The sequence below is a fragment of the Streptomyces sp. F63 genome (genome assembly GCF_018070345.1).
In the GTDB taxonomy this organism is placed as follows: Bacteria; Actinomycetota; Actinomycetes; order Streptomycetales; family Streptomycetaceae; genus Streptomyces.
In genome coordinates this window covers 193,041-217,076 of sequence record NZ_JAGPXX010000001.1, presented here as the reverse complement: position 1 = coordinate 217,076, position 24,036 = coordinate 193,041, and the positions used below count along the sequence as shown (strand labels likewise).

Genomic DNA, 24,036 nt, shown 5'->3' with positions numbered 1-24,036 from the left:
GATGAGCGATGCATCGGTACCGGTCCCACACCTGCGGCGAACTCCGCGCCGCTGACGTCGACACCGAGGTGCGACTGAGCGGCTGGCTGCACAATCGTCGCGATCTGGGCGGCATCCTCTTCGTCGATCTCCGCGACCACTACGGCCTGGTCCAGCTCGTCGCCCGGCCGGGTACGCCGGCCAACGAGGTGCTGGGCTCGCTGACCAAGGAGACCGTCGTCCGTGTCGACGGCCGGGTCAGCGCCCGCGGCGCCGAGAACGTCAACCCGGACCTGCCGACCGGCGAGATCGAGATCGAGGTCGACGCGGTCGAGGTGCTGGGCGCGGCCGAGCCGCTGCCCTTCACGATCAACACCGAGGACGGGGTGAACGAGGAGCGCCGGCTGGAGTACCGCTTCCTCGACCTCCGCCGCGAGCGCATGCACCGCAACATCATGCTGCGCTCCCAGGTCATCGCCTTCCTCCGCCGGGAGATGACCGCGCTCGGCTTCATGGACATGGCGACACCGATCCTCTCGGCCACCTCCCCCGAGGGCGCCCGCGACTTCCTCGTCCCCTCCCGGCTGCACGCCGGCAAGTTCTACGCGCTGCCGCAGGCCCCGCAGCAGTTCAAGCAGCTGCTGATGATCGCGGGCTTCGACCGCTACTTCCAGATCGCCCCCTGCTTCCGCGACGAGGACGCCCGCGCCGACCGCTCGCCGGGCGAGTTCTACCAGCTCGACATCGAGATGAGCTTCGTCGAGCAGGAGGACGTCTTCCGGGTCATCGAGAAGGTGATGACCGACCTGTTCACCGAGTTCGGGCAGGGCCGCGAGGTCACCTCCCCGTTCCCGCGCATCCCCTTCCGGGAGGCGCTGCTCAAGTACGGCAGCGACAAGCCGGACCTGCGCGCCAAGCTGGAGCTGACCGACGTCTCCCACATCTTCGCGGACTCGGGCTTCAAGGCCTTCGCCGGCAAGCACGTCCGTGCGCTGGCCGTGCCGGACACCGCGGACCAGCCGCGGAAGTTCTTCGACCAGATGGGCGAGTTCGCCGTCGAGCAGGGCGCCAAGGGCCTGGCCTGGATCCGGATCGGCGAGAACGCGAAGCTCACCGGCCCGATCGCGAAGTTCCTCACCGAGGACGACACCGACAAGCTGATCGCCGAGGTCGGCGGCAAGCCCGGCACCGCCGTCTTCTTCGGCGCCGGCGAGTTCGACGAGGTCTCCAAGATCATGGGGGCGGTCCGGGTCGAGGCCGCCCGCCGGGCCGGGCACTTCGAGGAGGGCGTCTTCCGCTTCTGCTGGATCGTCGACTTCCCCATGTTCGAGAAGAACGAGGACACCGGCGAGATCGAGTTCTCCCACAACCCCTTCTCCATGCCGCAGGGCGGCCTGGAGGCGCTGAGGGAGAAGGACCCGCTGGACATCCTCGCCTGGCAGTACGACATCGTCTGCAACGGCGTGGAGCTGTCCTCCGGCGCCATCCGGAACCACGAGCCGGAGATCATGTACGAGGCCTTCGGTATCGCCGGCTACTCCCGGGAGGACGTCGAGCGCGAGTTCGGCGGCATGCTCCGCGCCTTCACGTTCGGCGCCCCGCCGCACGGCGGCATCGCCCCGGGCGTGGACCGCATGGTGATGCTGCTGGCCGACGAGCCCAACATCCGCGAGACCATCGCCTTCCCGCTCAACGGCAACGCCCAGGACCTGCTGATGGGCGCCCCGACCGAGGTCGAGGAGGCCCGGCTGCGGGAGCTCCACCTCAGCCTGCGGAAGCCGCAGGTGAAGCAGGAGCGGTAGGCGGCCGTAAGGAGCCCGGGACCGCGTTCCGCGCGGTCCCGGGCTCTTTTTCGGAGCAAGAAGCGCTATTTCGGCGTCGATTTCGCGCTATTCTGCATGCATGGCTACCGTTCAGATCAGAAACGTCGATGACCAGGCCTACGCCATACTGCGCCGGCGCGCCGCGGACTCCGGGAGATCGCTCCAGGAGTACCTGCGGAAGATGTTGGAGGACCAGGCGGCGCAGGAGCCGATCGAGGACATCCTCACCGTGGTCCGGGCCGACCTGGTGCGGGAGGTCCCGATGGAGGCCGTCGTCGAAGCACAGCGTGAAGGCCGGGGCGAATGATCGTCGTTGACAACTCCGTACTGATCTCGTCCCTCATCGACGCCGGTCCGGCGGGCAAGGCCTGCATGGCCCGGATGTCCGGTGAGCGGCTGGTCGCCCCCGGGGTGATCGACTACGAAGCACTCAACACCCTGCGGAACCTCCTGCGGGCCCGGAAAGTCGACGTGGAAGTCGCCGAGCGGGCGGTGCGCGTGCTGCCCGACCTGCCCATCGAGCGGGTGCCCTGCGAGCACCTGATTCCGAGGATGTGGGAACTGCGCAACAACTACACGCCGTACGACGCCGCATACGTGGCGCTGGCCGAGCATCTCACCGTGCCGCTCGTGACCGGTGACGGGCGGCTCGCGCGGGGGTCCGGCGCGCGGTGCATCGTGGAACTCATCACCTGACACGCCGCACCGGCGAAATATGCCGACGGGCCGCTGAGGGCAGTTCCTCCGCGGCCCGTCCGCGAACCGTGTGGGCTACTCCTCGCCGCCGAAGCGCTCGCGGTAGGCCGCCAGGTCGTCCTCGGTGATCTTGGCGAAGAGGACGGGCGGGACGGTGAACGCCGTGCCGGCCGGGACGGAGGCCAGTGCCGCGGCCTCCTCCGCCGTGACCCAGGCGGCGGTGTCGTCCGCCAGGGCGAACGCGGCGCGCAGGGCCTGCGCCGAGGCCGGGATGAACGGCTCGGAGACCACCGCGTAGAGATGGATCAGGTTCATGGCGGTACGGAGGGTGAGCGCGGCCGCGTCCTGGTCGGTCTTGATCTCCAGCCAGGGGGCCTTCTCCTCCAGATAGGAGTTGCCCGCGCTCCACAGCGCGCGCAGCGCCTGCGCCGCCTTGCGGAACTGCAGGGCCTCCATCTGCCGCTCGTACTCGGCGAGCAGGCCCGCGATCTCCCGGCCCAGCTTCCGCTCGGCCTCGCCGGCCTCCGCGCCCGCCGGGACGGTGTCGCCGAAGCGCTTGCGGGAGAAGGAGAGCACCCGGTTGACGAAGTTGCCGAGGGTGTCGGCGAGGTCCTTGTTGACGACCGAGGAGAACAGCTCCCAGGAGAAGGACGTGTCGTCCGACTCCGGTGCGTTCGCCATCAGGAAGTAGCGCCAGTAGTCGGCCGGCAGCAGTTCCAGGGCGGCGTCGGTGAAGACCCCGCGCCGCTGGGAGGTGGAGAACTTCCCGCCGTAGTAGTTCAGCCAGTTGAAGGCCTTGACGTAGTCGACCTTCTTCCACGGCTCGCGGGTGCCGAGCTGGGTGGCCGGGAACATCACCGTGTGGAACGGGACGTTGTCCTTGGCCATGAACTCGGTGTAGCGGACGTTGTCCGCGCCCGCCGGCTCGTACCACCAGGACTTCCAGTCCCGGACCTCGCCGTCGGGCGCGCGGTCCGCCCACTCCTTGGTGGCGCCGATGTACTCGATCGGGGCGTCGAACCAGACGTAGAAGACCTTGCCCTCGGCGGCCAGTTCGGGCCAGGTGTCGGCCGGGACCGGGACGCCCCAGTCGAGGTCACGGGTGATCGAGCGGTCGTGGAGGCCCTCGGTCAGCCACTTGCGGGCGATGGAGGAGGCGAGCGTCGGCCACTCCTCGCCGCAGGCGTCGATCCACGCCTCGACCTCACCGGCCAGCTTCGACTGGAGCAGGAAGAGGTGCTTGGTCTCCCGGACCTCCAGCTCGGCGCTGCCGCTGATCGCGGAGCGGGCCTCGATCAGATCGGTGGGGTCGAGCACGCGGGTGCAGTTCTCGCACTGGTCGCCGCGGGCCTTGTCGTAGCCGCAGTGCGGGCAGGTGCCGACGATGTAGCGGTCCGGCAGGAAGCGCTCGTCGGCGACGGAGAACACCTGGCGGATCGCGCGCTCCTCGATGAAGCCGTTCTCCGCCAGACGGCGCGCGAAGTGCTGGGTGATCTCGATGTTCTGCTCGGAGGAGCTGCGGCCGAAGTAGTCGAACTCCAGGCCGAAGCCGTCGTAGACGGCCTTCTGCGCGTCGTGCTGCGCGGCGCAGAACGCGTCCACCGGCAGCCCGGCCTCCTTGGCGGCCAGTTCCGCCGGGGTGCCGTGCTCGTCGGTGGCGCAGATGTACAGCACCTCGTGACCGCGCTGCCGCAGATAGCGGGCGTACACATCGGCCGGGAGCATCGACCCCACCATGTTGCCCAGATGCTTGATCCCGTTGATGTACGGAAGGGCGCTGGTGATGAGGTGTCGAGCCATTGCGGCTGCTCCCGGGTTGCAGGTGGATGCGCGGAGTGAGGAAGGATTCTGCGGGCGGTCAATATCGTATCGGAGCGCCCGGCGCCACCCATCCGGGTTTCCGGGGGGCGGACGCGGACGCGGACGCGGGTGGGGGCCGGGGCGCGGGCCGGAAGTGATGCCCGGGGCGTCGCGGCGCGGGCCGGGGCGGCTCTCCGGCACCGCGGAGGCCTGAAGATTGCCGGAACCCGGCAGTGCGCCGTGGGCCGCCCCGCTGCCAGACTGCCCGGAACGCGGCAAGTGCGGGGCGTGCAGGGGCCCGCTCCCCGCAGGGAGAGGGGGCCGGATGGCGTGGTTTCTGGGGCTCGGCACGGCGGGGCTGGTGCTGCTGGTCCTCGCCTTCGTCTTCGACGGCGTGCTGGACGGGGTGCTGGACGGGGCCTTCGGGGGGATGGTCTCGCTGCCGGCCCTGGCCGGGTTCATCTCGATGCTCGGCTTCGGCGGTGCCATCACGCTGGGCACCACGGGAGCCGGGCCCGGCACCGCGACCGCCGCCGGCACGGCCGCCGGGCTGGGCACGGCCTGGCTGGTGGTCCGGCTGAGCCGGACGCTGATGCGGGACCAGACCGCGCCGACGCTCCGCTCCGCCGACCTGGTCGGCACCCCGGGCTCGGTGGTGACGCCCATTCCGCCGGGCGGCTACGGAGAGGTGCTGCTCCGGGCCGGCGGGCAGCCCGTCAAGTACGCGGCCCGGAGCGAGACGGCGCAGCCGCTCGGTGAGGAGATCTGGGTGACGGCCGCGCTGTCCAGCACGGCGGTCGAGGTGCGCGCCGTGGAGCGCTAGCGGTCCCGCCGCCCCACCCGCCGGCCGGGTCCGGCCGGGCCCGCTCGTCGCCATCGGCCGGGTCCGTTGGCTGCCGTCCGGCCGTCTCCGGCGCCGTGCCGGTGGAACGCCCTCGTCCCGGCCGTTGCCGCGGCCCGGGGCGGCCCGGCGCGGCCCCGCCGCGGGACTCTCCGCCGGGGGCCGCCGGGTTCGTCCGTCCACGGGGGGACGGACGAACCCGGCCCCCGGGAGCTCCCGTCGTTGTGAATCATCCGGTTTGTCCGCAGAGAGGCAGGACCCCATGAGCCCAGTGCTCGTCGCCGTCGTCGGAGTCGTCGTACTCCTCGTTCTCCTGGCCGTGCTCGTCGTCTCCCGCTACAAGGTGGCCGGGCCGAACGAGGCCTTCATCATCACCGGACGCCGGGGCAAGAAGTCCGTCGACGCGGTGACCAGCCGTGTCAGTTACGACACCAGCGGCCAGAAGGTCGTGGTCGGCGGCGGCGTCTTCGTGGTGCCGTTCGTCCAGCAGCGCCATGTGATGGACCTGTCCAGCCGGCACATCCCGGTGGCCGTGCGCGGCGCGGTGACGCTGCGGGGCGTCAAGGTCGACCTGGACGGGGTCGCCATCGTCAAGGTCGGCGGGGACGAGGACGCGATCCGCGCCGCCGCCCAGCGGTTCCTGATGCAGCAGGACGGGGTGGTCGGCTTCACCCAGGAGGTGCTGTCCGGCGCGCTGCGCTCGATCGTCGGCCGGATGTCCGTGGAGGACGTCATCCGGGACCGGGCGGCGTTCGCCGGGCAGGTCGCGGAGGAGGCCGAGGCCAGCCTCTCCGGCCAGGGACTCGTCCTCGACACCTTCCAGATCCAGGACATCTCCGCCGAGGGCAGCTATCTGCAGGACCTCGGCCGGCCCGAGGCCGCCCGCGCCCGGCAGGAGGCCGACACCGCCGAGGCCGACGCCCGCCGCATCGCCGAGCAGGCGCGGCTGCGGGCCGAGGAGGAGATCGCCGTCGCACAGCGGGTGCTGGCGCTCCGCCAGGCCGAGATCAAGGCGGAGACGGACGCGGCGGCCGCCCGCGCCGCGGCCGCGGGACCGCTGGCCGAGGCCGCGCGGCAGCAGGAGGTGCTGTCCGAGCAGGAGAAGGTCGCCATGCGGCAGGCCGCGCTCAAGGACCGCCAGCTCGACACGGAGATCCGCAAGCCGGCCGACGCCGAGCGGTACCGGGCCGAACAGGAGGCGGAAGCGCACCGGGTGGCGCGCGTGAAGCAGGCCGAGGCGCAGGCCGAGGAGTCACGGCTCACCGGTGAGGGCGAGAAGCAGCGGCGCGCGGCGCTGGCCGAGGCGGTACGGCTGGAGGGCGAGGCGGAGGCCGCGGCGGTCGCCGCGCACGGCACCGCCGAGGCCGAGGCGATGCACAAGAAGGCGGACGCCTTCGAGCGGTACGGCGACGCGGCCGTGCTGCAGATGCTCGTCGAGGTGCTGCCGCAGGTCGTCGCGAAGGCGGCGGAGCCGATGGCGGCCATCGACAAGCTGACCGTGATCTCCACCGACGGGGCCGGGAAGCTGCCGCGCACGGTGGCGGACAACGTGGCGCAGGGGATGGAGCTGCTGGGCTCCACCACCGGGATCGATCTGGCGTCGATGCTCTCCCGGCTGGCCGGTGGTGCCGGCGGTGCGGGCGGTGCCGGTGGTGCGGGCGGTGCGAACACCGGCACGGACGGCACGGCGGAAGCCGGCCCGGCCGGATCCGGCGGCGGCAGGCCGGGGGCCGAGCGGATCGAGGTCACCGGCTGATCCGGCGGCTCCGCCGCCGCGCGAACAGCCGCGCCCGGGGATCTCAAGGCTCTGAGGGAGCCACGGGAAGCCCCGGGCGCGGCGCCGGCGGCGGACGACGCGGGGGGGCGGTGACGGCAGGGGGCGGTGACGGAACCGGCGCCGCGCCCGGTGTGTGTCCTGCCGCGCCTGGTGTGTGTCCTGCCGCGCCCGGTGTGCCGCGCCGCGCTGTCGCGTCCGGGTTCCGCCTCACCGGCGTTTCCCCGTACGGGCCGCGGGATTCCCGTCAGCCGAGGATGCCCTTCTCCCGGGCCTCCGCGAGCCACTTCGGGAACTCGGACAGCAGCTGCTCGTAGAGCTTGCGGTTGGTGAGCTTCTTCGGTTCCGGACCGGCGTGGAAGAAGCCGGCGTTGTCGGCCTTCCGCCGCTCCGGCACGGAGAGGGCGTCCAGCTTCCGGAGGAAGTCGAAGCCCTTGGCGTCCTTCTCGCCGAAGCCGATGAACTGCCAGAAGAGGGGCAGGTCCGCGGCCTCGCACAGCGCCTTCTCGGCGGCCGCCTTGCTCGTGGGGGCGCCGTCCGTCTGGAAGATGACGAAGGCCGGGGCGGTGGAGCCGGACTTCCTGTAGTGCTCGACGACGGTCTCGATGGCGCGGTGGTAGTTCGTCCGGCCCATGTGGCCGAGGTCCGCGTGGAGCGCCTCGATCCGGCCCTTGTAGTCGTCCAGGGCGATGTCGGCGGTGCCGTCGATGTCGGTGGAGAAGAACACCACCGGCACGGTGCCGTCGTCGTCCAGGTTCGCGGAGAGGCCGAGGGCCTGTTCGGCGAGGTGCTGGACGGTGCCGTCCTTGTAGTAGCCGCGCATGGAGCCGGAGCGGTCCAGGACGAGGTAGACGGCGGCACGCTGCCCGGCCAGGCCCTCCTTGTCGAGGGTCGCCGACGCGGCCTTGTAGAGGTTGACCAGGCCGGGGGCGGTCTTGCGGACCTTCTCCAGTGAGATCGCCCCGGCCGCGGTGCCGGATTCCCCCGCGGCGGTGGTCTTCTCCGGTGCGGCCGGCTCCGGCGCGGTGGGGTCGTTGTCGCCCGCGAGTGACGCGGCCTCCTTCCTGGCCTCGTCGGCGGCGGCGCCGGCCCCGGTCTCGGTGCCCTGCGCCGGCTTGCCGTCGGTGGCTTCCCCCGCCTCTGCCTTGGCGTCCGTCACGGATGCGGGCGGGGCGTCGCCCGAGAGCTCGGCGACGGTGGCCGTCACCGCGTCGACCTCCGCCCGCGCCTCGGCGGAGCCCTCCGCCGCGAGGTCCCGGCCGCCTTCGCCGGTTTCCTTGCCGCCGCCGCCCGAGGCGTCCGCGGCATCGGCGGTCTTGCCGACGGGGCCGGTGACGGGCTCGGGAACGGCGCCGGTGGACAGGGCCCCGGCCTCCGCCACGGCGTCCTCGGCGGCCCGGTGGGCCTCGGCTGCGGGGTCCGTCCCGCCTGTCGCGGCCGTGTCGGCCGTGTCCGTGGGGTCAGTGGTGCCGGCGGGCTCGTCGGCCCTGTCGCCGGCGCCCTTGCCGGGCGCCGCCTGCTTCGCGTCCCCGGACGCGGCCGTCCGCTGTTCGGGAGCCCGGGGCTGGTCGAAGGCCGACATCAGTTCGGCGCTGATACCACCGGTCTTCTTCTCCGGTTCCGGTTCCGGCTCCGGCTCCTTCTCCGGCTCCGGATCCTTCCCCGGCCCGCCGGACGAGCCGGTGCCGCCGGATCCGGCGGTGCGGCGCGCCTGGGCGGGGACGGAGCCCGCGGCGCCCGCCGGCTCCTCCGTTCCCCGGGGCTGCTCCGGTACGGCGGTGCCGCCGCTGTCGCCGGTGCCGCCGGTCCGGTCGCTCGTGCTCGCGGCGTCTGTCGGGCCGGCCGTACCGGCCGCCGGGGGTGCCTGTTCCTCCCGCCCCGTCCGGGACCGGCTGAACACATTCCGCAGCAGACTCCGAATGCCCATGGGAGAAGCCCTTTACAAGTATCGGGTGCGATGAATGTCCGAGGTGCGGGATTCGTCCCTGACCAGGACGGACATGTAAGGCTAGCCAGCAGGGGTCTGGCCGGGCGCGGGCCCCCTCCGCGGCGGGCGGAGCGACGGGACCGCCGGCCGCGGCCCGGTCGCCGGCGGGCCGTGGGGAACGGCCCGTTCGACCGGGGTCCGGGGTTCGTCGATCACGGTGCTCCTCGCGCCTCCGCCGCACGGCACCGCGCGCGTCGTCTCGGCCGAGCCGGCCCGGCCGGGCGTGCGGCTCTGCGACAGCGTCCCAGAAGTCGCCGCGTGTGGCGAGATCTTGTCGCCATGGATAGCCGGTCCCGTGCGGATCGTTGTCCGGATTCCGCCCCGCTCCGGCCGATGCGGGGCTTGCGGAGGCCCCAGTACATGCCGTGCGCCGGTTTCCCCGGCTTCACCCCGGGTTCATCCGGGGGTTTCCGGCGCGCGGGTCTGCCCCCTTAGCGTCAACGCGCGGAGACTGTCCGTGTACCCGGTCGGGAGCCGGGGCCGGAGGAACCCTACGGAGGAGAATCACGTGCGGAGACTGCTGCCTCTGATCAGCTCACATCCGGGCGGAAGGTCTGCGATGACCTGCCGCTACCGGTGCGGGAACGCCTGCTTCCACGAGGTGCCCAACACCAGTGACAACGCCTACGCGGGCGATGTCATCGCCGGTGCGCTCTCGCGCCGCTCCATGCTGCGGGCCGGCGCCGTCGTCACCGTCGCGTCGGCGGTCGGAGCCTCGGCGCTCGGGCAGGCGCCCGGCGCCGAGGCCGCGTCCCCGGAGGCCTCCTCCGCCGCCGCGGCGCGGGGATCCGGCCACCCCCACCACGGCCGGCGGGCCGCGCGCGGGCTCCGGTTCACGCCGGTCCCGCCGAACACCGCCGACGCCGTGACCGTCCCCCCGGGCTACCGGCAGCGGGTCGTCATCCGCTGGGGAGAACCGATCCTGCGCGGGGCCCCGGCCTTTGACCCGGACCGGCAGACCGCCCGGGCCCAGGCCGGTCAGTTCGGTTACAACAACGACTTCCTGACCCTGCTGGACCTTCCCGGCGAGCGGTGCCGCCAGGTCATGGTGGCCAATCACGAGTACACCAACGAAGAACTGATGTTCGCCGGCTACGACCCGGAGAACCCGACCCGCGAGCAGGTCGAGATCGCCTGGGCCGCGCACGGTCTGTCGGTCGTCGTGGTGGAGGAGGAGCGGCGCAGCGGCGCGCTCGCCCCGGTCACCCGCCACTGGCTCAACCGCCGGATCACCGCCACGACGCCGTTCCGCGTCACCGGCCCGGCCGCCGGCAGCCCTCTGCTGCGCACCTCGGCGGACCCGGAGGGCACCACGGTGCTGGGCACGCTGAACAACTGCGCGGGCGGCACCACCCCGTGGGGCACCGTCCTCTCCGGCGAGGAGAACTTCAACCAGTACTTCGGCAACGCCGAGGCCGTCACGGACCCGGAGACCGCCGCGCGCCTGAAGCGCTACGGCATCACCGACGCGGTCAGCGAGCGCAAGTGGGAACGGTTCGACCGGCGCTTCGACCTGGGCCGGGAGCCCAACGAGGCCAACCGCTTCGGCTGGGTCGTCGAGCTCGACCCGTACGACCCGGACTCGGTGCCCCGCAAGCGGACCGCCCTCGGCCGCTTCAAGCACGAGGCCGCCCAGCCCCGGCTGACCCGGGACGGCCGCCCCGTCGTCTACATGGGCGACGACGAGCGGTTCGACTACTTCTACAAGTTCGTCTCGAACAAGCGCATGATGCGCGGCCACGGCCGGGCCGCCCGGGAGCACAACCTCACCCTGCTCGACGAGGGCGCGCTCTACGTCGCCAAGCTCACCGGCGACAGCCCCGCGAGCGAGATCGACGGCAGCGGCAAGCCGCTCCGCGACGGGGAGTTCGACGGCTCCGGCGAGTGGATCAAGCTGGCCGAGGGCGACACCTCGTACGTGCCGGGCATGACCGCCGAGGAGGTGTACGTCTTCACGCGCCTCGCGGCCGACAAGGTGGGCGCCACCAAGATGGACCGCCCCGAGGACGTCGAGGCCAGCCCGCGCACCGGCCGTGTCTACGTCGCGCTGACGAACAACAAGGAGCGCGGTCTGGACGGCAAGGCGCCCGCCGACGAGGCCAACCCGCGCAACGCGAACAAGCACGGCCAGGTGCTGGAGCTGACCGAGCGCCGCAACGACCCGACGGCGGAACGCTTCGCCTGGCGGCTGTTCCTGGTCTGCGGCGATCCGGAGGACCCGGCCACCTACTACGCGGGCTTCCCCAAGGACCAGGTCAGCCCGATCTCCTGCCCGGACAACATCACCTTCGACCCGCACGGCAACCTGTGGCTCTCCACGGACGGCAACCAGCTCGGCAGCCACGACGGTCTCTTCGGCGTCGCCGACCGGGGCCGGAACGAGGGCCAGGTGCGGCAGTTCCTGACGGTGCCCACCGGGGCCGAGACCTGCGGGCCGGTCGTGCAGGAGAAGCGGGTGCTGGTCTGTGTGCAGCACCCGGGCGAGGTGGACGGGGCGACGGTCGAGAACCCCGCCTCGGCGTGGCCCGACGGACCGGGGAAGATCGTCCGCCCCTCGGTGGTCTGCGTCTGGCGCGCGGACGGTGGCGCGATCGGCGTCTGATCCGCTCCCGCGGAGGGTGACCCCTGCGGTGACGTCCGGCCGACGCGGTGGAGGCGGCCGGGGCGCCGGGCGGGGGCGGTCGAGCGGGTGCTGGGCAAGACGCTGAGCAGGACGGCCGAGAGCAGGACGGCTGAGCGGCATCGGTGTGGACAGGAGACGGGTCCGCGGATGCCGCTCGCTGCCGTTTCCGGCCGCGCGGCGGCCCTCGCGTCCGGGCTCCGGCGCGTCTCGTACCCGGGGTGCGTGGGGCATCCGGGCTCCGGGCGGTTGCGCCGGCGCGGCGCGGCGCGGTGCTTTGCGGCGCGGAGCGGAGCGGAGCCGGTGCGGTACGGGCAGGGGCACGAGACCGTACGTCGCCCGCCGGCGGGGCACGCGGCGGGCGGCCGGCGCGGCCGCGCCGGTCACAGCCCGGCGAGCCGCCGCTCCGCCGCCCGCAGTGTGCGTCCCCGGCGCGGCATCCCGGCCCACGGATCGTCGCCGGCCAGCCGGTCCCCGATGGTGGCCAGCGTCCAGCGCCGGGCGTGGAGCCCGGGGTCGTCCAGTTCCCGGCGGGCTATCGGCGTGGCGACCGGCGCCCCGGGAAGCGCGCGCACCGCGTACGGGGCCACTGCCGTCTGCGCGTAGCCGTTGCGCTGGACGTCCAGATAGACCCGGCCCTTGCGCTCGGCCTTGCGCTGCTCGGTCGTGAGCCGGCCGGGATGACGCTCCGCCAGCAGCCCGGCCACGCGGCTCGCGAAGGCCCGGACGGTGCCGAAGTCCGCCTGCCGGTCCAGGGGGACGACGATGTGCAGGCCGCTCGACCCGGTCGTCATCAGCAGGGTGGGCAGCCCGAGCCCGTCGAGGAACTCGCACACCCGGTGCGCCGCCCAGCGCACGTCCTCGAAGCCGACACCCTCCGAGGGGTCGAGGTCGACGACGAGCCGGTCCGGGTGGTCCGGCCGGTCGGCGCGGGAGAGCCAGCGGTGCGGGGTGACGCAGGCCTGGTCGGCGAGGTACAGGAGGGTGGCGGCGTCGTCGCAGAGCACATGGGTGACGGTGCCGCCGCTCTCCCGGGGGAGCTCGGCCCGGTGCACCCAGTCCGGGAAGTGGCCCGGGACGTTCTTCTGGACCAGCGGCCTGCCGCCGATGCCGTCGGGATGGCGGACCATCATCAGGGGACGCTCGCGCAGGTGCGGCAGCATGCGCCGGGAGACCGAACGGTAGTGCTCGACGAGGTCCGCCTTGGTGATGCCGTCGCCGGGGAAGAGGACTTTGCCCGGACGGTGCAGGGTGAGGGTCCGCCGGCCGACCCGGATCTCGCTCGTATCGCTCACCTTCAGCGCCTTGCCCCTGCCGTCCGCGCCAAACTTCCGCCGTGTCACGGGGGTTGGGGCCGGGGCCGGGAGCGTGCCGGAGCGTCCGCGGGAGGCGCCGGGCGGCACGGCCGGGGGCGGCGGCGGTGGCCCGGGGCGGGCTGCCCGGGGGCGTCCGGGGCTGCCGGAGGGTGTCCGAGGGTGTCCGGGGCTGCCGGAGGGCGTCCGAGGGTGTCCGGGAGTATCAGGGAGTGTCCGGGGCGGCGGTTCAGCCGTGGACCCGGCAGCCGTCCAGCAGCAGCGTGAGCAGCGCCCGGCCGAATTCCTCGCCCGGCGGCCGCCGTCGCAGCAGAAGCTGCACCCACAGCGCGCCGGCGAGGGCGTCCGCCAGGGGTCCGGGGTCGAAGCCCGCGGGCAGTTCGCCCCGGGCCGTGGCCCGCTCCAGGATCGGCTGCCGGCGCAGGAAGCCGTCGTCCAGCAGGGAGACGACCAGCTCGCGCAGCGCGTGGTGGCGTACGGCGCCCACGAGCGCCGCCTCGACGAGGGCGCGGGTGCGCTCCTCGCGGAGCAGGCTCCGCACCGCGTCGGTCAGCGCGGCCAGATCGCCGTACAGGCTTCCGGTGTCGGGGACCGTGACGCTGAGGACGCCGGAGTCGAGCAGGGCGTCGCGGAGTAACTCCGGCTTGGAACCCCACCAGCGGTAGATGGTGGTCTTGTTGACCCCGGCGTGCTCGGCGGCCTGTTCGATCGTGAGGTCGTCGTATCCGCGCTCGGCGAGCAGGTCGAGGGTGGCGCCGAGGATCTCGGCCTTCCGCCGGGGACCGGCCCCCTTGTGCAGCGCTTCCGGGTCCGTCATCCGCCTGCTCCTCTCCGTGGGTCCGCCGGCCAAGGGCAGCACGGCGCAAGGTTGCACTGCAAACGGGACCGATGGTGCTGTACGGCATGCGCGGGTTCCGTGCGTCCCCCGGGACGCCCGTGCTGTCCGGGGCACCTCACCGCCGCGTCCTCCCCGCCGGCCGCGCCGTCCGCTGTCCCTTCGTCTGCCCCGCTCCGCCCCGGTCATCATCGGCAGCGTCCGCGGCGGCCGGTGCGCGGAACCGGGGCGGGCGACGGCCGCGCGCAATAGTCCACACGCGGCGCCTGATCGTCCACAGGAGCCGCCCTAGCATCGTCGGAGATGCCGGCCGCGCGGCACCGGTGCAGGAACGGTTCGATTCCCCCTCACACCCCCACATCGAACGGAGATTCCCATGCGCAGGACGAGCGCGCGATGCAAGCTGGCCAGTGCCGCCGCCGTGACGGCGACCGTCGTCGCCCTCGGCGGGCTGACCGCCGGCAGCGGCGGGGCCGCCGAGCGGCAGGCCGGCGAGAAGGCGTCCCCCGCGGCCGCCGCGTCCCCCGTCGGCTTCGGCGCGGGCACCACGGGCGGCGCGGGCGGCTCCACCGTCACCGTCTCCAGCACGAGCGCCTTCATCGACGCCGTGCAGAGCAGCAGCCCGCTGACCGTACGGGTCAACGGCACCATCTCGCTGAGCTCCATGACCAAGGTGGCCTCGAACAAGACGGTCGTCGGTGTGGGCACCTCCGGCCGGATCACCGGCAGCGGGCTCAACATCAGCAAGGTCTCGAACGTGATCGTCCAGAACCTCACCTTCACCGGCTCGAACGACGACGCGATCAACGTCCAGTACTCGACGAAGGTGTGGATCGACCACAACGACATCTCCGGCGCCAAGGACGGCGGCGTCGACATCAAGCGGGCCTCGGACCAGATCACCGTCTCCTGGAACCGCTGCCACAACCAGGACAAGAACATGCTGCTCGGGCACTCCGACAACAACGGCGGCGAGGACATCGGCAAGCTCCGGGTCACCTACGACCACAACTGGTTCGACGGCACCAACCAGCGCAACCCGCGGGTCCGCTTCGGCAACCCGGTGCACGTGCTGAACAACTACTTCGACAACGTCGGCAGCTACGGCGTGGCGTCCACCGAGGACGCCGGGGTGCTCGTCGAGGGCAACTACTTCGAGAACACCGACGACCCCTTCCACCTCGGTGAGGCGTCCTCCGGCCCCGGCTCGCTGCGCGCCGTGAACAACAAGTTCGTCAACTCCGGTTCGGGCCAGAGCGGCGGCAGCGTGGCGCCGATCCCGTACGGCTACTCGGCCGAGAACGCGGACAGCGTCAAGTCCAGCGTGACCGCGGGCGCGGGGGTCGGGAAGATCTGACCCGGCCGGCCCGCCGGGGCGACCCGGTCCGGCCGGTCCCGTTCTCGCCGGGCGGGGCGAGAAGGGCACGGCCGGGCCGCTTCCCGCCCGCGCACCGCCGGAATCCCGGCTCCGCGGAGCCCCTTCCCGGGGCCTCCCCGGAGCCCTTCCCCCGGAGCCCCGGGGCACAGCGCCCGGGCGGGGCCGGAGACTCTCCGGTCTTGTCCGGGCCCTGTGCCGCCGCTATCGTCCACGACCCCCGGCCGGTATGCCGCTCGCGCGGTGGCCCGGGGTCGTTTCCGACGACCAGCGAGGCACCATGGCGGAACAGGGGCCCGTACGGGCGCGGCCACCGGACGGCGCGGACGCCGCCGGGGAGAGCCGTGCCGACGGCCGCCCCGGCCGCCGCCCGGGCGGGCCCGCCGGCAATGGCCGCCTCACCGTCGGACTCGTCACGGCCAATATCCACCTCGGCGTCGGCGCCACCCTCTGGTCCGGCGTGCTGGCCGCGGCCGAACGCAACGACGTCAACCTCGTCTGCTTACCCGGCGGCCCGCTCCGTCCCGGCGGCGGGCCGCGCAACGCGCTCTACGAACTGATCAGCCCGGACCGGCTCGACGGCGTCATCTGCTGGACCTCCACCCTGGGCCTCCCCGCCGCGAGCGACCGCGCCGGGCAACTGGCCCGGCGGCTCGACGGACTCCCCGTCGTCAGCCTCAACCGCGATCTCGACGGTCACGAGACCCTGTACCTCGACAACCACGCGGGCATGCGGGAGGCGGTCGGCCACCTCGTCGGGCATCACGGCCGCCGCAGGCTCGTCTGCATCCGCGGCCCGCTCGCCAACCCCGTCTCCCTCGACCGCTACCGCGCCTACACGCACGCCCTGGCCCGGCACCGCCTCCCGCTCGACCGCGCCCTGGTCTCCGCCGCCGTCGACTTCGGCAGCGGGGCCGGCGCCGCGGCGATGCGGGTGCTGCTCGACATCCGCGGGCTGCGGCCCGGGCGCGACTTCGACGCCGTCGTCGCCTGCAGCGATGTCCTGGCCGCCGACGCCCTGCGCTTTCTGACCGGGCGGGGCGTCCGGGTCCCGGAGGACGTGGCGGTCATCAGCTTCAACGACTCCCCGGAGGCCCGGCTCTCCGATCCGCCGCTCACCTCGGTGGCCCTGCCCTTCGCCGAACTCGGCGAACTGGCCGTGGACACCCTGCTGGCCCGGCTGCGCGGTACGCGCCCCCCGGCGCGGAGCGTCGTGCCGGGCACGCTGGTGACGCGCCGGTCCTGCGGCTGCCCGTCCCCCCTGGTGACCCAGGGGGGACGGGCGGCCCGGGGGACCCGCGGGACGGGCACCCCGGCGGCCCCGGAGGCGGCCGGCGTTCTGCCGGAGCAGGTGTTCGCCGGACTTCCCGGGGTGGGCCCGGAACTGGCCGCCGCGTTCGGTACGGAGCCCGCCCCCGGCGACGGTTTCCTTCCGCTGCTGGAACGGCTGACGGGGAGCGCGGTCCGCACCGCCGAGGACGCCGCCGCCTGGGACGGCGCCCTGCTGCGGGCCCGCGCCCTGGTGACCGACGCCGCGCCGCCCGTGGACGCTGCCCGGGCCGAACGCCTCTTCGGCCAGGCCCGGTTGATGGTCGCCGACAAGGCGCGCCGGCTGCTGGAGGGGGAACGCTGGGCCGAGGAGCAGGAGTCGCGCCGGCTGCGCGAACTCGGCACGGCGCTCACCACCGCCGTCGACCTCGACGCCCTCACCGGGGCGCTCTCCCGCCACCTGCCGCCCATCGGCGTCAACGGCTGCCGTCTCGTCCTGTACGAGGACGAGGCGTCCGCGCCCGGCGCGGTGCGCACCGCGCCGAGCGCGCCACCCGCTCCTCCCCGCCCCGCCGGCCCTCCGGGCCCCTCCCGGCCGGCCCGTGCCGTCCTCACCCGGGCGGAACTGGAGGCGTCGCGCACACCCCGGACCGGCACGGCCCCGGGCACGGACTCCGGCGCGGCGCCCCCTCCCGGCCCGGACCCGGGCCCCGCGGCCAGGACCCCGTACCGGGCGGAACTCCTCCTCCCGGACCACCTGCTGCCGCCGGACGACCGGCGCTACACGCTCGTCGCCGAACCCCTCCACATCGGCGACGAGCAACTGGGTTTCGCCCTCTTCGACGCGGGCGGCCGCCGGGGCTCGGCACACCGGGACGGTGCCCTGTACCGGGCGCTGGGGGACCAGATCAGCGCGGCGCTCAAGGGCATCCGGCTGTTCGACGAGGTGCGCCGCGCGCGGGACGCGGCCGAGCGGGCCAGCCGGCTCAAGACCCGGCTGCTCGGCAATGCCACCGACGAACTCCGCACCCCCGTCGAGGCGATCCTCCACCACACCCGCCCCGTCCCGCCCCGGGCGCCGGACACCGATCCGGGCCCGGCCGGGGCGGCCGAAGCCCTGCGGACCGCGCACGAACAGGCCGGGCGGCTGCTCCGGCTCATCGACGACCTGCTGGACCTCTCCCGTTCCGAGATCGACGCCCTGGACCTCTCCCGGCAGTTGATCGACCCCCGCCCCCTGCTCGCCGAGGCGTTCGACACCGCCGCCCGCGCCCGCCCGGACGGCGGGGGCTGGCGGCTCCGGATCCCGGGGCGGCTCCCGGCGGTCAGCGCGGACGGCCCGCGCCTCCGGCAGATCCTGCTCAACCTGCTGAACGCCGCCGCCGGCGGACCGGCCGGCGGACCGGGTCCCCGCCCGGGGCCCGGCTCCGCGACCGGCCCCGTCCGGCTGACGCTGGAGGCCGAGGTCCGGCCGCCGCTGCTCCGCGTCCTCGTCACCCGCCCCGATCCCGCGCCGCCGGCCGGCGAGGCCGAGGACCTGTTCCAGCCCTTCGCCTCCGGAGCTCCCGGGATGCGGCTCGGGCTGGCCATCGCCCGGCGCCTCGCCGTGCTGCACGGGGGGTCGGTCACCGCCCGCACGGGCGGCGGCCGGTACGGCTTCCGGCTCGAACTGCCGCTCCCCACCCCGGCGGACGCCCCCGGCGCCGTCCCCGCGCTCCCGCCCGGCGGCGGCACGGACGGCCGTACCCTGCTCGTCGCCGCCGCCGGGGCCCCGCCCCGCGAGATCGCCGCGCTGGCCCGCCGGTGCGGGCTGCACCCGCGCCGCCTGCACCCGGACGACGACATCGCCTCCCTTGTCGCCGGCCGCACCGTGCACAGCCACCCCGGCCCCGGCCCCGGTCCCGGCCCCGGCCCCGGTCCCGGCCCCGGCCCCGGCCCCGGTCCCGGCGGCAATCCCGGCCGCGCCGCCGTCCCGGGCCCCGCTCCCGTCCCCGGCCTCGCGCCCGTCCCGGCGGCTGTCGCCTGGGATACGGACCGGCCCCGCCCGCAGGAGTGGTCCGCCGTCCAGCGGCTGCACGACCATCCGACGCTCCGCCACACCCCGTTCCTGCTCTACGGACCGGTCTCCGGCCGCGACCTGGCCCAGGCCCTGCACGCCCTGCGCCCGCCCGGACTGGCCGCTCCGGTGGTCGTCGTGGACGGCGACCCGGCGTCCCGGGAGCGCTTCCGGCGGCTGCTCGGCGGAGCACTGCCCGGGCACCCCGTCCGTACGGCGGCCGACGGCACGGCGGCGCTCGCGCTGTCCGCCGAGGACGTGCCCTGCCTGCTCGTCGTGGAGCGGGCACCCGCCGACATGGACGGTTTCGACATCGTCGAGCGGATGTACGAGATTGCGAGCCGGGAACGCGGACAGGAACAGCCGGCCGTCCCCGTCCTCATGCTCAGCGGCCACGGCTTCACCCGCGACGACGCGCGCCGCGCGGAACCGCATCCCGGGCTGATGCTGCTGGGCCGGGACATCCTGACCGAGGAGGAGACCGCCGGTCTGCTGACCCGGATGACGCGCCGCGGCGACCCCGGCGCCCGCGCCCACGCGCCCGTACGGCACGCTCTCGCGTACATCGAGCAGCACTACCGGCATCCGCTGTCCCGCCGTCAGATGGCCCGCGCGGCCGGGGTCAGCGAGAACCACCTCGGCCGCCTCTTCCACCGCGAACTCGGCCTGACCCTCTGGGACTACCTCACCCGGCTGCGCGTCCAGCGCGCCAAGGAGCGCCTGCGGCAGAGCGACGACAGCGTGCAGGCGATCGCCCGCGCCGTCGGCTTCCACGACCGGGCCTACTTCAGCCGGGTCTTCCGCAAGGTCACGGGCGTCGCCCCGCATGTCTACCGCGAGGCGTCCTGAGCCCGCCCGTCCCGCCCGTCCCGCCCGTCCGCCCGTCCGCCCGTGCCGTCACTCCCAGCGGAACCAGCGGGCCGCGGCGGTGACCAGGACGACGGCCCACAGGCCGCTGATCCCGAGGTCCCGGGCACGTCCACCATGGCCATGGTCATGGCCGCAGTCTGCCTTCCGGGGCGGCCCGGGGCATCGTCCGCACGTCCCGGTTCGGGGCGCGTTCTCCCTGCTTCAGGTCCGGGTCCGGGCCGGTGCGGCGGCGGGTGAGCCGGTGGCCGGGGCGGGGGCCGGTGGGCGCAGGATGCCCGCGGTGAAGACCGCCGTCACGCAGAAGGCCACCGGCAGGAAGAACGTCATGTTCAGTGGCATGAAGGCGGTCATCGGCCCGATGATCGCGGGCCCGGCCAGCATGCCGAGATAGCCGAGCCCCGCCACCCGGGAGACGTTGGCCCCGGATGTCTCCGCGTCCACATGGCCCGCCGCGCTGAAGAACTGCGGGACGCAGCCGGACAGTCCGAGACCGAAGACCGCCCAGCCCGCCAGGGCGAGCGGCACCCAGGACGACAGCGCGGCCGCCGTCAGCCCGGCCGCTGCCAGGCCGGCCCCGTAACGGACCACGAAGACCGGGCCGAACCGGGCCGCGATCCGGTCCGCCGACAGCCGTCCGGCGGTCATCGCCGTGGCGAAGGCGCCGTACGCGAGGGCGGCCGTCGCGGCGGGGGCGTCCAGCACGGTCTGCACGTGCAGCACGCTCCAGTCGTAGGCCACGCCTTCGCTGAGCATCAGGATCAGGGCCAGCAGGGCCAGCGCCCATACGCGGCGGGGCGGGCGCCGCTTGGCCGCCGGCGCGGGGAGTGACTCCGCCACGGGCGCGGGCCGCCGGGGCAGCGGCGGGCGAGGGGCTGCTTCCCGTGCGCCGCTTCCCCGTGTGCTCTCCCCCCGTACGCCGTCCTCCGGTACGGGCACGTCCCGTACGGGTGCCGGCTCCCGCACGCCGGCCTCCTTCGGGGCGGCGTCCCCGGCGGCGGCCTCCGCCGCGGCGCGTGTCCCCGGCCGCAGCAGGGCCGGCGCGGTGACCACCGAGGCGAGCGCGCAGAGCCCGCCGATGCCGCCAAGGGTGAGGGGCACGCTCCAGCCCCAGCTGATGGTGCGGGCGCCGACCAGGGCCGCGAAGACCCCGCCGATCGAGAACACCGCGTGGAAGGCCGACATGACGGGCCGGCCGTAGCCGCGTTCGACCTGCACCGCGTGGGTGTTCATGCTGACGTCCATACAGCCGTTGCCGAAGCCGAAGACGACCACGGCGGCGCCCAGTGCCCAGGCGCTCTCCGCCAGACCGGGCAGCACGAGTGAGCCGCTGCACAGCACCGCGGCCGCCGGCAGCGTGCGGTGGGTGCCGAACCGGTCGCTCAGCGAGCCCCCGAGCCGCAGGCCCGCGACCGCCCCGGCGCCCAGGCACAGCAGCAGCCAGCCGAGCACGGCATGGGAGATGCCCGCCCGGACCTCGATGGACGGGATGTGCACCACCCAGACGCTCATGACGAAGCCGTTGAGCGCGAAGTACGCGAAAGTCCCCAGCCGGGCCCGGCGCAGACGCGCACCCGGTGCGGTCCCTCCCGGGGCCGGCCCGACGGTGGCGCGCGGGCCCGGGTCCTCGTGGCCGCCGCTCCGGCTGTCCTTGCGCATGCACAGCAGGCTAACGCCCTGGTGACGGGCGTATGGAAGCGTGCCCACGGCACGGACGGCGCCGCCGGGGCGCCGGGTGCGGGCGGTGGTGCGCGCGGCTCGGCGAAGGAGCGCGGGGGCGGGGGGCGCGGGAACCGGGCCGGGACAGGCGGCCGGAATGGCGGCGCGGCGGCCGGAAAGGGGGGCGCGGGAGAGGCCCGGGAGGGGAACGGCCGGACGCGGCGCGGCGGGGGCGCCGGCCGCTCAGCCCGTGAGCAGGCCGCTGCCGCCCCAGCCGAGCCCTCCGGTGAGGTCCCCGGTGAGGTCCCCGGTGAGACCGCCGACCACTCCGGTGACGCCGTGCACGACACCGCCCAGCGAGGTCCCCTCGCCGTCCCGGCTCTCGCCGCCCGTACCGTCGGCCGGTGTCCCGCCGCCCGGCTCCGCCACGGCGTCCGTTCCGGCGGAGCCGGGCGCGGGCCGGGCGCCGTCCGGGGCCGATCCGCCGCCGGGCTGCCGTTCCGGCCGCTGCGCTTCCCGTGCCGCGGTGCCGTGGGCGCCGGCCCGGCCCGGGCGGCCGTCCGTCGCCCGGGCGCCGGGCGTGCTCGCCGCGGCGGCGGCCCCGCTCCGCAGGGAGCCGTCCTCCGGGCCGCCCGGCGCCGGCCGGGGCGCGGCGGAGGACGAGGGGGAGAGGGTGCCGGAGGAGGTGGGCGTTCCACGCTCCCCGGGAGACACGGCGGGGCTCGCCGGGAGATCGGGCCCCCGGTCCTGGGCGCGGACGTCGGCGCGGGCCCGGGCCGTTCGATCGTCGTCGGACGAGGCGCCCAGCGCCACGGCGATCGTCCCGGCCACACCGAGTGCGGCCGCCGCCCGCAGGGCCGTGCTCCGGACGTACCCGGCGTGGTTCTGTCTGCTGTGTCTGCCCATCCGCGCGCTGCCTTTCCCCCGTCGACGTTGACCGGCGCCCAGTTAAGCGGACAGAAGGTTTCTGCGATGGTGTGATACCGGGTTGTTGCGCCAAGAGGGAGGCAATCGGTGTTCCAGGGCGCCGACTTGACCGCGTCTGCACGGAATTGATCGCTCCCCGGCCGCTCCGCTGCGGTCCCTCCGCTCGTTCCCGCGGTCTCCTCCCGGACTCTTCCCAGGCTCCTCCCGGGCTCTTCCCGGGCTCTTCCCGGACTCTTCCCGGGTCCCTCCGGTCCCGGTCCGCGCGATCCCCGGAGACCCGCCGCCGCGGAGGCCCTCCGGGGATCGCGGTGGACGCGGGCTCAGCCCGCCGCGGCGACGCCGGCCCCGCGGCCGGCCCTCCGCTCGCCGGATGGGCGGATGAGGGCGTCCACCGCCCAGGGGCCCGGCCCGAGGGCGGCGACGAGCAGGAACGCCCAGGCGTAGACCGCCGCCAGTTCGCCCTGGTTGACCAGCGGCAGCAGGCCGTGTGGCTGGTGCACCACGAAGTACGCGTACGCCATGGAGCCGGACGCGATCACCGCGGAGCCCCGGGTGAGGAGCCCCACCATGACGAGCGTGCCGCAGACGAGTTGGATCAGGGCGGCCCACCAGCCGGGCCAGACACCGAAGGGGACGGCCTCGCCGGAGCCCCGGTTGCTTCCGAGCACGCCGAACACGGAGGCCAGGCCGTGGCACAGGAACATCAGCCCCGTGACGGCGCGGAAGAGGGAGAGTACGGGTTCGCCGAGCCGGTCCGTCTGCACGGGATCACCTCTCTGCGGGGTGGGGGGTACGGGATACGGGAACGACGGTGCGGGGGTGCGAAGCGGCCGGGGAGCGGCGCGGGAGGGGATCGAGGGCCGGGGGCACCGGGGCCTGCCGGCTCCGCGCCGGCCCCGGCGGTCCCGGCCCCGGCGATCCCCGGCGATCCCCGGCGATCCCCGGCGATCCCCGGCGGCCCCGCGGCCCGGGGGCGGGTCAGCTCCGGGCGATCCAGCCGACCATGATCCCCATCACGCCGTGGTGGGAGTGGCCCGTCAGCTCGTACCGGCTGGTGATGCGCAGTTCGTCACCGCGGCTGATGGTGCCGAGCGGCGTGCCCGTGCAGGAGGACATGTCCGAGATCTCGGTGCGCCCGTGGAGGTCGATGAACTCGGGGGTCCCGCCCTCCTCGGCCACCGACTCGCAGAGCAGCCGCCCGGTGGTGAGGTTCTCGGTCCACACCGCGGTGCCGCCGTGGTGCAGATGGCCGCGCATGTGGATCAGCTCGCCGGAGACGGTGGAGGTCCAGGTCCAGCTCTTCTCGCTGATTCCTTCCGGAGCCTCGTACCCACTGCCGAGGCAGCCGCCGACGTCCATCCAGAGCGGCGTGAGGGCCTTGCGGCCGGAGAGGAGAGCGGACTCGTGGGTGAAGGTCAGCTCGATGTGGACGGTCTTCTCCGTGTCCGCGTGGTTCATCAGGTCGTACAGCAGCGTCCAGCGCTCGCCCAAGTCCACCTTGATGCCGTAGCCGTCGGGGAACACGCTCTCGACCCGCTCATTGCCGGAGGCGAAGATCCGCTGACCCGGGCGGCTGCAGGTGACGTCGGTCGCACTGCCCTTGAAGAGCACCATGTGGTGGAGCATCGGGCCGGTGTTGACGTTGGCGTTCGAGCCGTCCGCGTAGACGAGGTTGGGCTTGATGCCCGTGATGAAGCAGGCGGTGCACGGCTTCTCGACGTTGAGCGCGATCCGGTTGCTGATCTCCCCGTGTTCCTCGCCTGCCGACGCCGGAATGGTGTAGGAGCCGTAGCGCACGGTGGTGGTCCGTTCCACCGCCGTGCCCTGCCGCTCGCCCGCGGTGCCGGCCGCGCCCGGGCCGCTCTGCGCACCCCGGGCGGCCTGCGCATTCTGTGCATTCAGTGTGGTCTGTGTGGTCTGTGCGGCCTGCAGGGTCTGCGCGGTCTGTGCGGTGGTGGTCCGGGCGCCCTGCGCGGTGGCCGGCACGAGGACGACGAGGCCGACCGCCGCCGCGAGAGCGGCGATCCGGCGCATTAATCGGTTCGGGGTCATGGATTTCCTCCTGGGGGGTTGGTGAATCCAATCCGTACTGCCGCGCCCGGTCCGGAAAAGGCCGGCCGCTTCCGGTGAACCGGTGGCGGTTGCGGAAGGCGGCGTTTCACAAGGCGTTGTACGGCCTCTTGCGGAACCCGTCGGCCGGGGGGTGCACCAAAGA

General features: G+C 74.0%; 16 protein-coding genes. 8 read left to right on the top strand and 8 right to left on the bottom strand.

The genetic code is table 11. From position 1 onward, the window contains the following. Nucleotides 1-8: 8 nt before the first annotated feature. From aspS to KBZ10_RS00980, 3 genes are all read left to right on the top strand, one after another. Nucleotides 9-1,781, top strand: coding sequence for an aspartate--tRNA ligase (gene aspS / locus KBZ10_RS00990; RefSeq protein ID WP_210985512.1), 1,773 nt, complete (start codon nt 9-11; stop codon nt 1,779-1,781). 100 nt (nt 1,782-1,881) lie between these two features. Continuing rightward, entirely contained in the window at nt 1,882-2,109 is a 228-nt protein-coding gene (locus KBZ10_RS00985; RefSeq protein WP_210985511.1) for a hypothetical protein, read from the top strand. Continuing rightward, nucleotides 2,106-2,498, top strand: coding sequence for a type II toxin-antitoxin system VapC family toxin (locus KBZ10_RS00980; RefSeq protein WP_210985510.1), 393 nt, complete (start codon nt 2,106-2,108; stop codon nt 2,496-2,498). The genes KBZ10_RS00985 and KBZ10_RS00980 overlap by 4 nt, the downstream gene beginning before the upstream one ends. Nucleotides 2,499-2,573: 75 nt before the next feature. Here the strand turns inward: KBZ10_RS00980 and metG are convergent, their stop codons facing one another. Next, nucleotides 2,574-4,298, bottom strand: a complete 1,725-nt coding sequence (gene metG / locus KBZ10_RS00975; RefSeq protein WP_210985509.1) for a methionine--tRNA ligase — start codon at nt 4,296-4,298, stop codon at nt 2,574-2,576. A 325-nt stretch (nt 4,299-4,623) separates the two neighbouring features. Between metG and KBZ10_RS00970 the strand changes: the two genes are divergently transcribed. Together KBZ10_RS00970 and KBZ10_RS00965 are read left to right on the top strand one after the other, a co-directional pair. After that, nucleotides 4,624-5,121 carry a hypothetical protein gene (locus tag KBZ10_RS00970; RefSeq protein WP_210985508.1) on the top strand — a complete coding sequence of 166 codons (498 nt, stop codon included), beginning with the start codon at nt 4,624-4,626 and terminating at the stop codon, nt 5,119-5,121. A gap of 280 nt (nt 5,122-5,401) precedes the next feature. Next, entirely contained in the window at nt 5,402-6,895 is a 1,494-nt protein-coding gene (locus tag KBZ10_RS00965; protein ID WP_210985507.1) for a flotillin family protein, read from the top strand. A gap of 265 nt (nt 6,896-7,160) precedes the next feature. Here the strand turns inward: KBZ10_RS00965 and KBZ10_RS00960 are convergent, their stop codons facing one another. Continuing rightward, a complete protein-coding gene (locus KBZ10_RS00960; protein ID WP_210985506.1) occupies nt 7,161-8,840 on the bottom strand; it encodes a VWA domain-containing protein in 1,680 nt (559 codons plus the stop codon). 568 nt (nt 8,841-9,408) lie between these two features. Between KBZ10_RS00960 and KBZ10_RS00955 the strand changes: the two genes are divergently transcribed. Next, nucleotides 9,409-11,502: a PhoX family phosphatase gene (locus KBZ10_RS00955; protein WP_210985505.1), complete on the top strand. Its 2,094-nt coding sequence runs from the start codon at nt 9,409-9,411 to the stop codon at nt 11,500-11,502. Nucleotides 11,503-11,903: 401 nt separating this feature from the next. On the opposite strand, the gene ligD is transcribed toward KBZ10_RS00955, so the two are convergent. Next, entirely contained in the window at nt 11,904-12,821 is a 918-nt protein-coding gene (gene ligD / locus KBZ10_RS00950; protein ID WP_210985746.1) for a non-homologous end-joining DNA ligase, read from the bottom strand. 241 nt (nt 12,822-13,062) lie between these two features. After that, on the bottom strand, nt 13,063-13,650 hold the full coding sequence (locus KBZ10_RS00945) for a TetR/AcrR family transcriptional regulator (protein WP_210985504.1): 588 nt from the start codon (nt 13,648-13,650) through the stop codon (nt 13,063-13,065). A 394-nt stretch (nt 13,651-14,044) separates the two neighbouring features. Here KBZ10_RS00945 and KBZ10_RS00940 point away from each other — a divergent pair, with 394 nt between their 5' ends. Both KBZ10_RS00940 and KBZ10_RS00935 read left to right on the top strand, forming a co-directional pair. Further along, the gene (locus KBZ10_RS00940; RefSeq protein WP_210985503.1) at nt 14,045-15,025 is read left to right on the top strand and encodes a polysaccharide lyase family 1 protein; all 981 of its coding nucleotides are present in this window, start codon (nt 14,045-14,047) and stop codon (nt 15,023-15,025) included. Between the two features lie 298 nt (nt 15,026-15,323). Beyond that, on the top strand, nt 15,324-19,217 hold the full coding sequence (locus KBZ10_RS00935; protein WP_210985502.1) for a substrate-binding domain-containing protein: 3,894 nt from the start codon (nt 15,324-15,326) through the stop codon (nt 19,215-19,217). Nucleotides 19,218-19,439: 222 nt separating this feature from the next. Here the strand turns inward: KBZ10_RS00935 and KBZ10_RS00930 are convergent, their stop codons facing one another. The 4 genes from KBZ10_RS00930 to KBZ10_RS00915 form a co-directional block, all read right to left on the bottom strand. Further along, nucleotides 19,440-20,747 carry an MFS transporter gene (locus KBZ10_RS00930; RefSeq protein WP_247701655.1) on the bottom strand — a complete coding sequence of 436 codons (1,308 nt, stop codon included), beginning with the start codon at nt 20,745-20,747 and terminating at the stop codon, nt 19,440-19,442. 390 nt (nt 20,748-21,137) lie between these two features. Further along, nucleotides 21,138-21,800, bottom strand: a complete 663-nt coding sequence (locus tag KBZ10_RS00925) for a hypothetical protein (RefSeq protein ID WP_210985500.1) — start codon at nt 21,798-21,800, stop codon at nt 21,138-21,140. A gap of 341 nt (nt 21,801-22,141) precedes the next feature. After that, nucleotides 22,142-22,585, bottom strand: coding sequence for a DoxX family protein (locus tag KBZ10_RS00920; protein WP_307847102.1), 444 nt, complete (start codon nt 22,583-22,585; stop codon nt 22,142-22,144). Nucleotides 22,586-22,799: 214 nt separating this feature from the next. Continuing rightward, entirely contained in the window at nt 22,800-23,873 is a 1,074-nt protein-coding gene (locus tag KBZ10_RS00915; RefSeq protein WP_210985499.1) for a hypothetical protein, read from the bottom strand. Nucleotides 23,874-24,036: the final 163 nt, after the last annotated feature.

Bases quoted from the DNA above. Each gene is read 5' to 3' on its own strand.
- aspS (WP_210985512.1), top strand. From the start codon at position 9: ATGCATCGGTACCGGTCCCACACCTGCGGCGAACTCCGCGCCGCTGAC.
- KBZ10_RS00985 (WP_210985511.1), top strand. From the start codon at position 1,882: ATGGCTACCGTTCAGATCAGAAACGTCGATGACCAGGCCTACGCCATA.
- KBZ10_RS00980 (WP_210985510.1), top strand. From the start codon at position 2,106: ATGATCGTCGTTGACAACTCCGTACTGATCTCGTCCCTCATCGACGCC.
- metG (WP_210985509.1), bottom strand. From the start codon at position 4,298: ATGGCTCGACACCTCATCACCAGCGCCCTTCCGTACATCAACGGGATC.
- KBZ10_RS00970 (WP_210985508.1), top strand. From the start codon at position 4,624: ATGGCGTGGTTTCTGGGGCTCGGCACGGCGGGGCTGGTGCTGCTGGTC.
- KBZ10_RS00965 (WP_210985507.1), top strand. From the start codon at position 5,402: ATGAGCCCAGTGCTCGTCGCCGTCGTCGGAGTCGTCGTACTCCTCGTT.
- KBZ10_RS00960 (WP_210985506.1), bottom strand. From the start codon at position 8,840: ATGGGCATTCGGAGTCTGCTGCGGAATGTGTTCAGCCGGTCCCGGACG.
- KBZ10_RS00945 (WP_210985504.1), bottom strand. From the start codon at position 13,650: ATGACGGACCCGGAAGCGCTGCACAAGGGGGCCGGTCCCCGGCGGAAG.
- KBZ10_RS00940 (WP_210985503.1), top strand. From the start codon at position 14,045: ATGCGCAGGACGAGCGCGCGATGCAAGCTGGCCAGTGCCGCCGCCGTG.
- KBZ10_RS00935 (WP_210985502.1), top strand. From the start codon at position 15,324: ATGGCGGAACAGGGGCCCGTACGGGCGCGGCCACCGGACGGCGCGGAC.
- KBZ10_RS00930 (WP_247701655.1), bottom strand. From the start codon at position 20,747: ATGAGCGTCTGGGTGGTGCACATCCCGTCCATCGAGGTCCGGGCGGGC.
- KBZ10_RS00925 (WP_210985500.1), bottom strand. From the start codon at position 21,800: ATGGGCAGACACAGCAGACAGAACCACGCCGGGTACGTCCGGAGCACG.
- KBZ10_RS00915 (WP_210985499.1), bottom strand. From the start codon at position 23,873: ATGACCCCGAACCGATTAATGCGCCGGATCGCCGCTCTCGCGGCGGCG.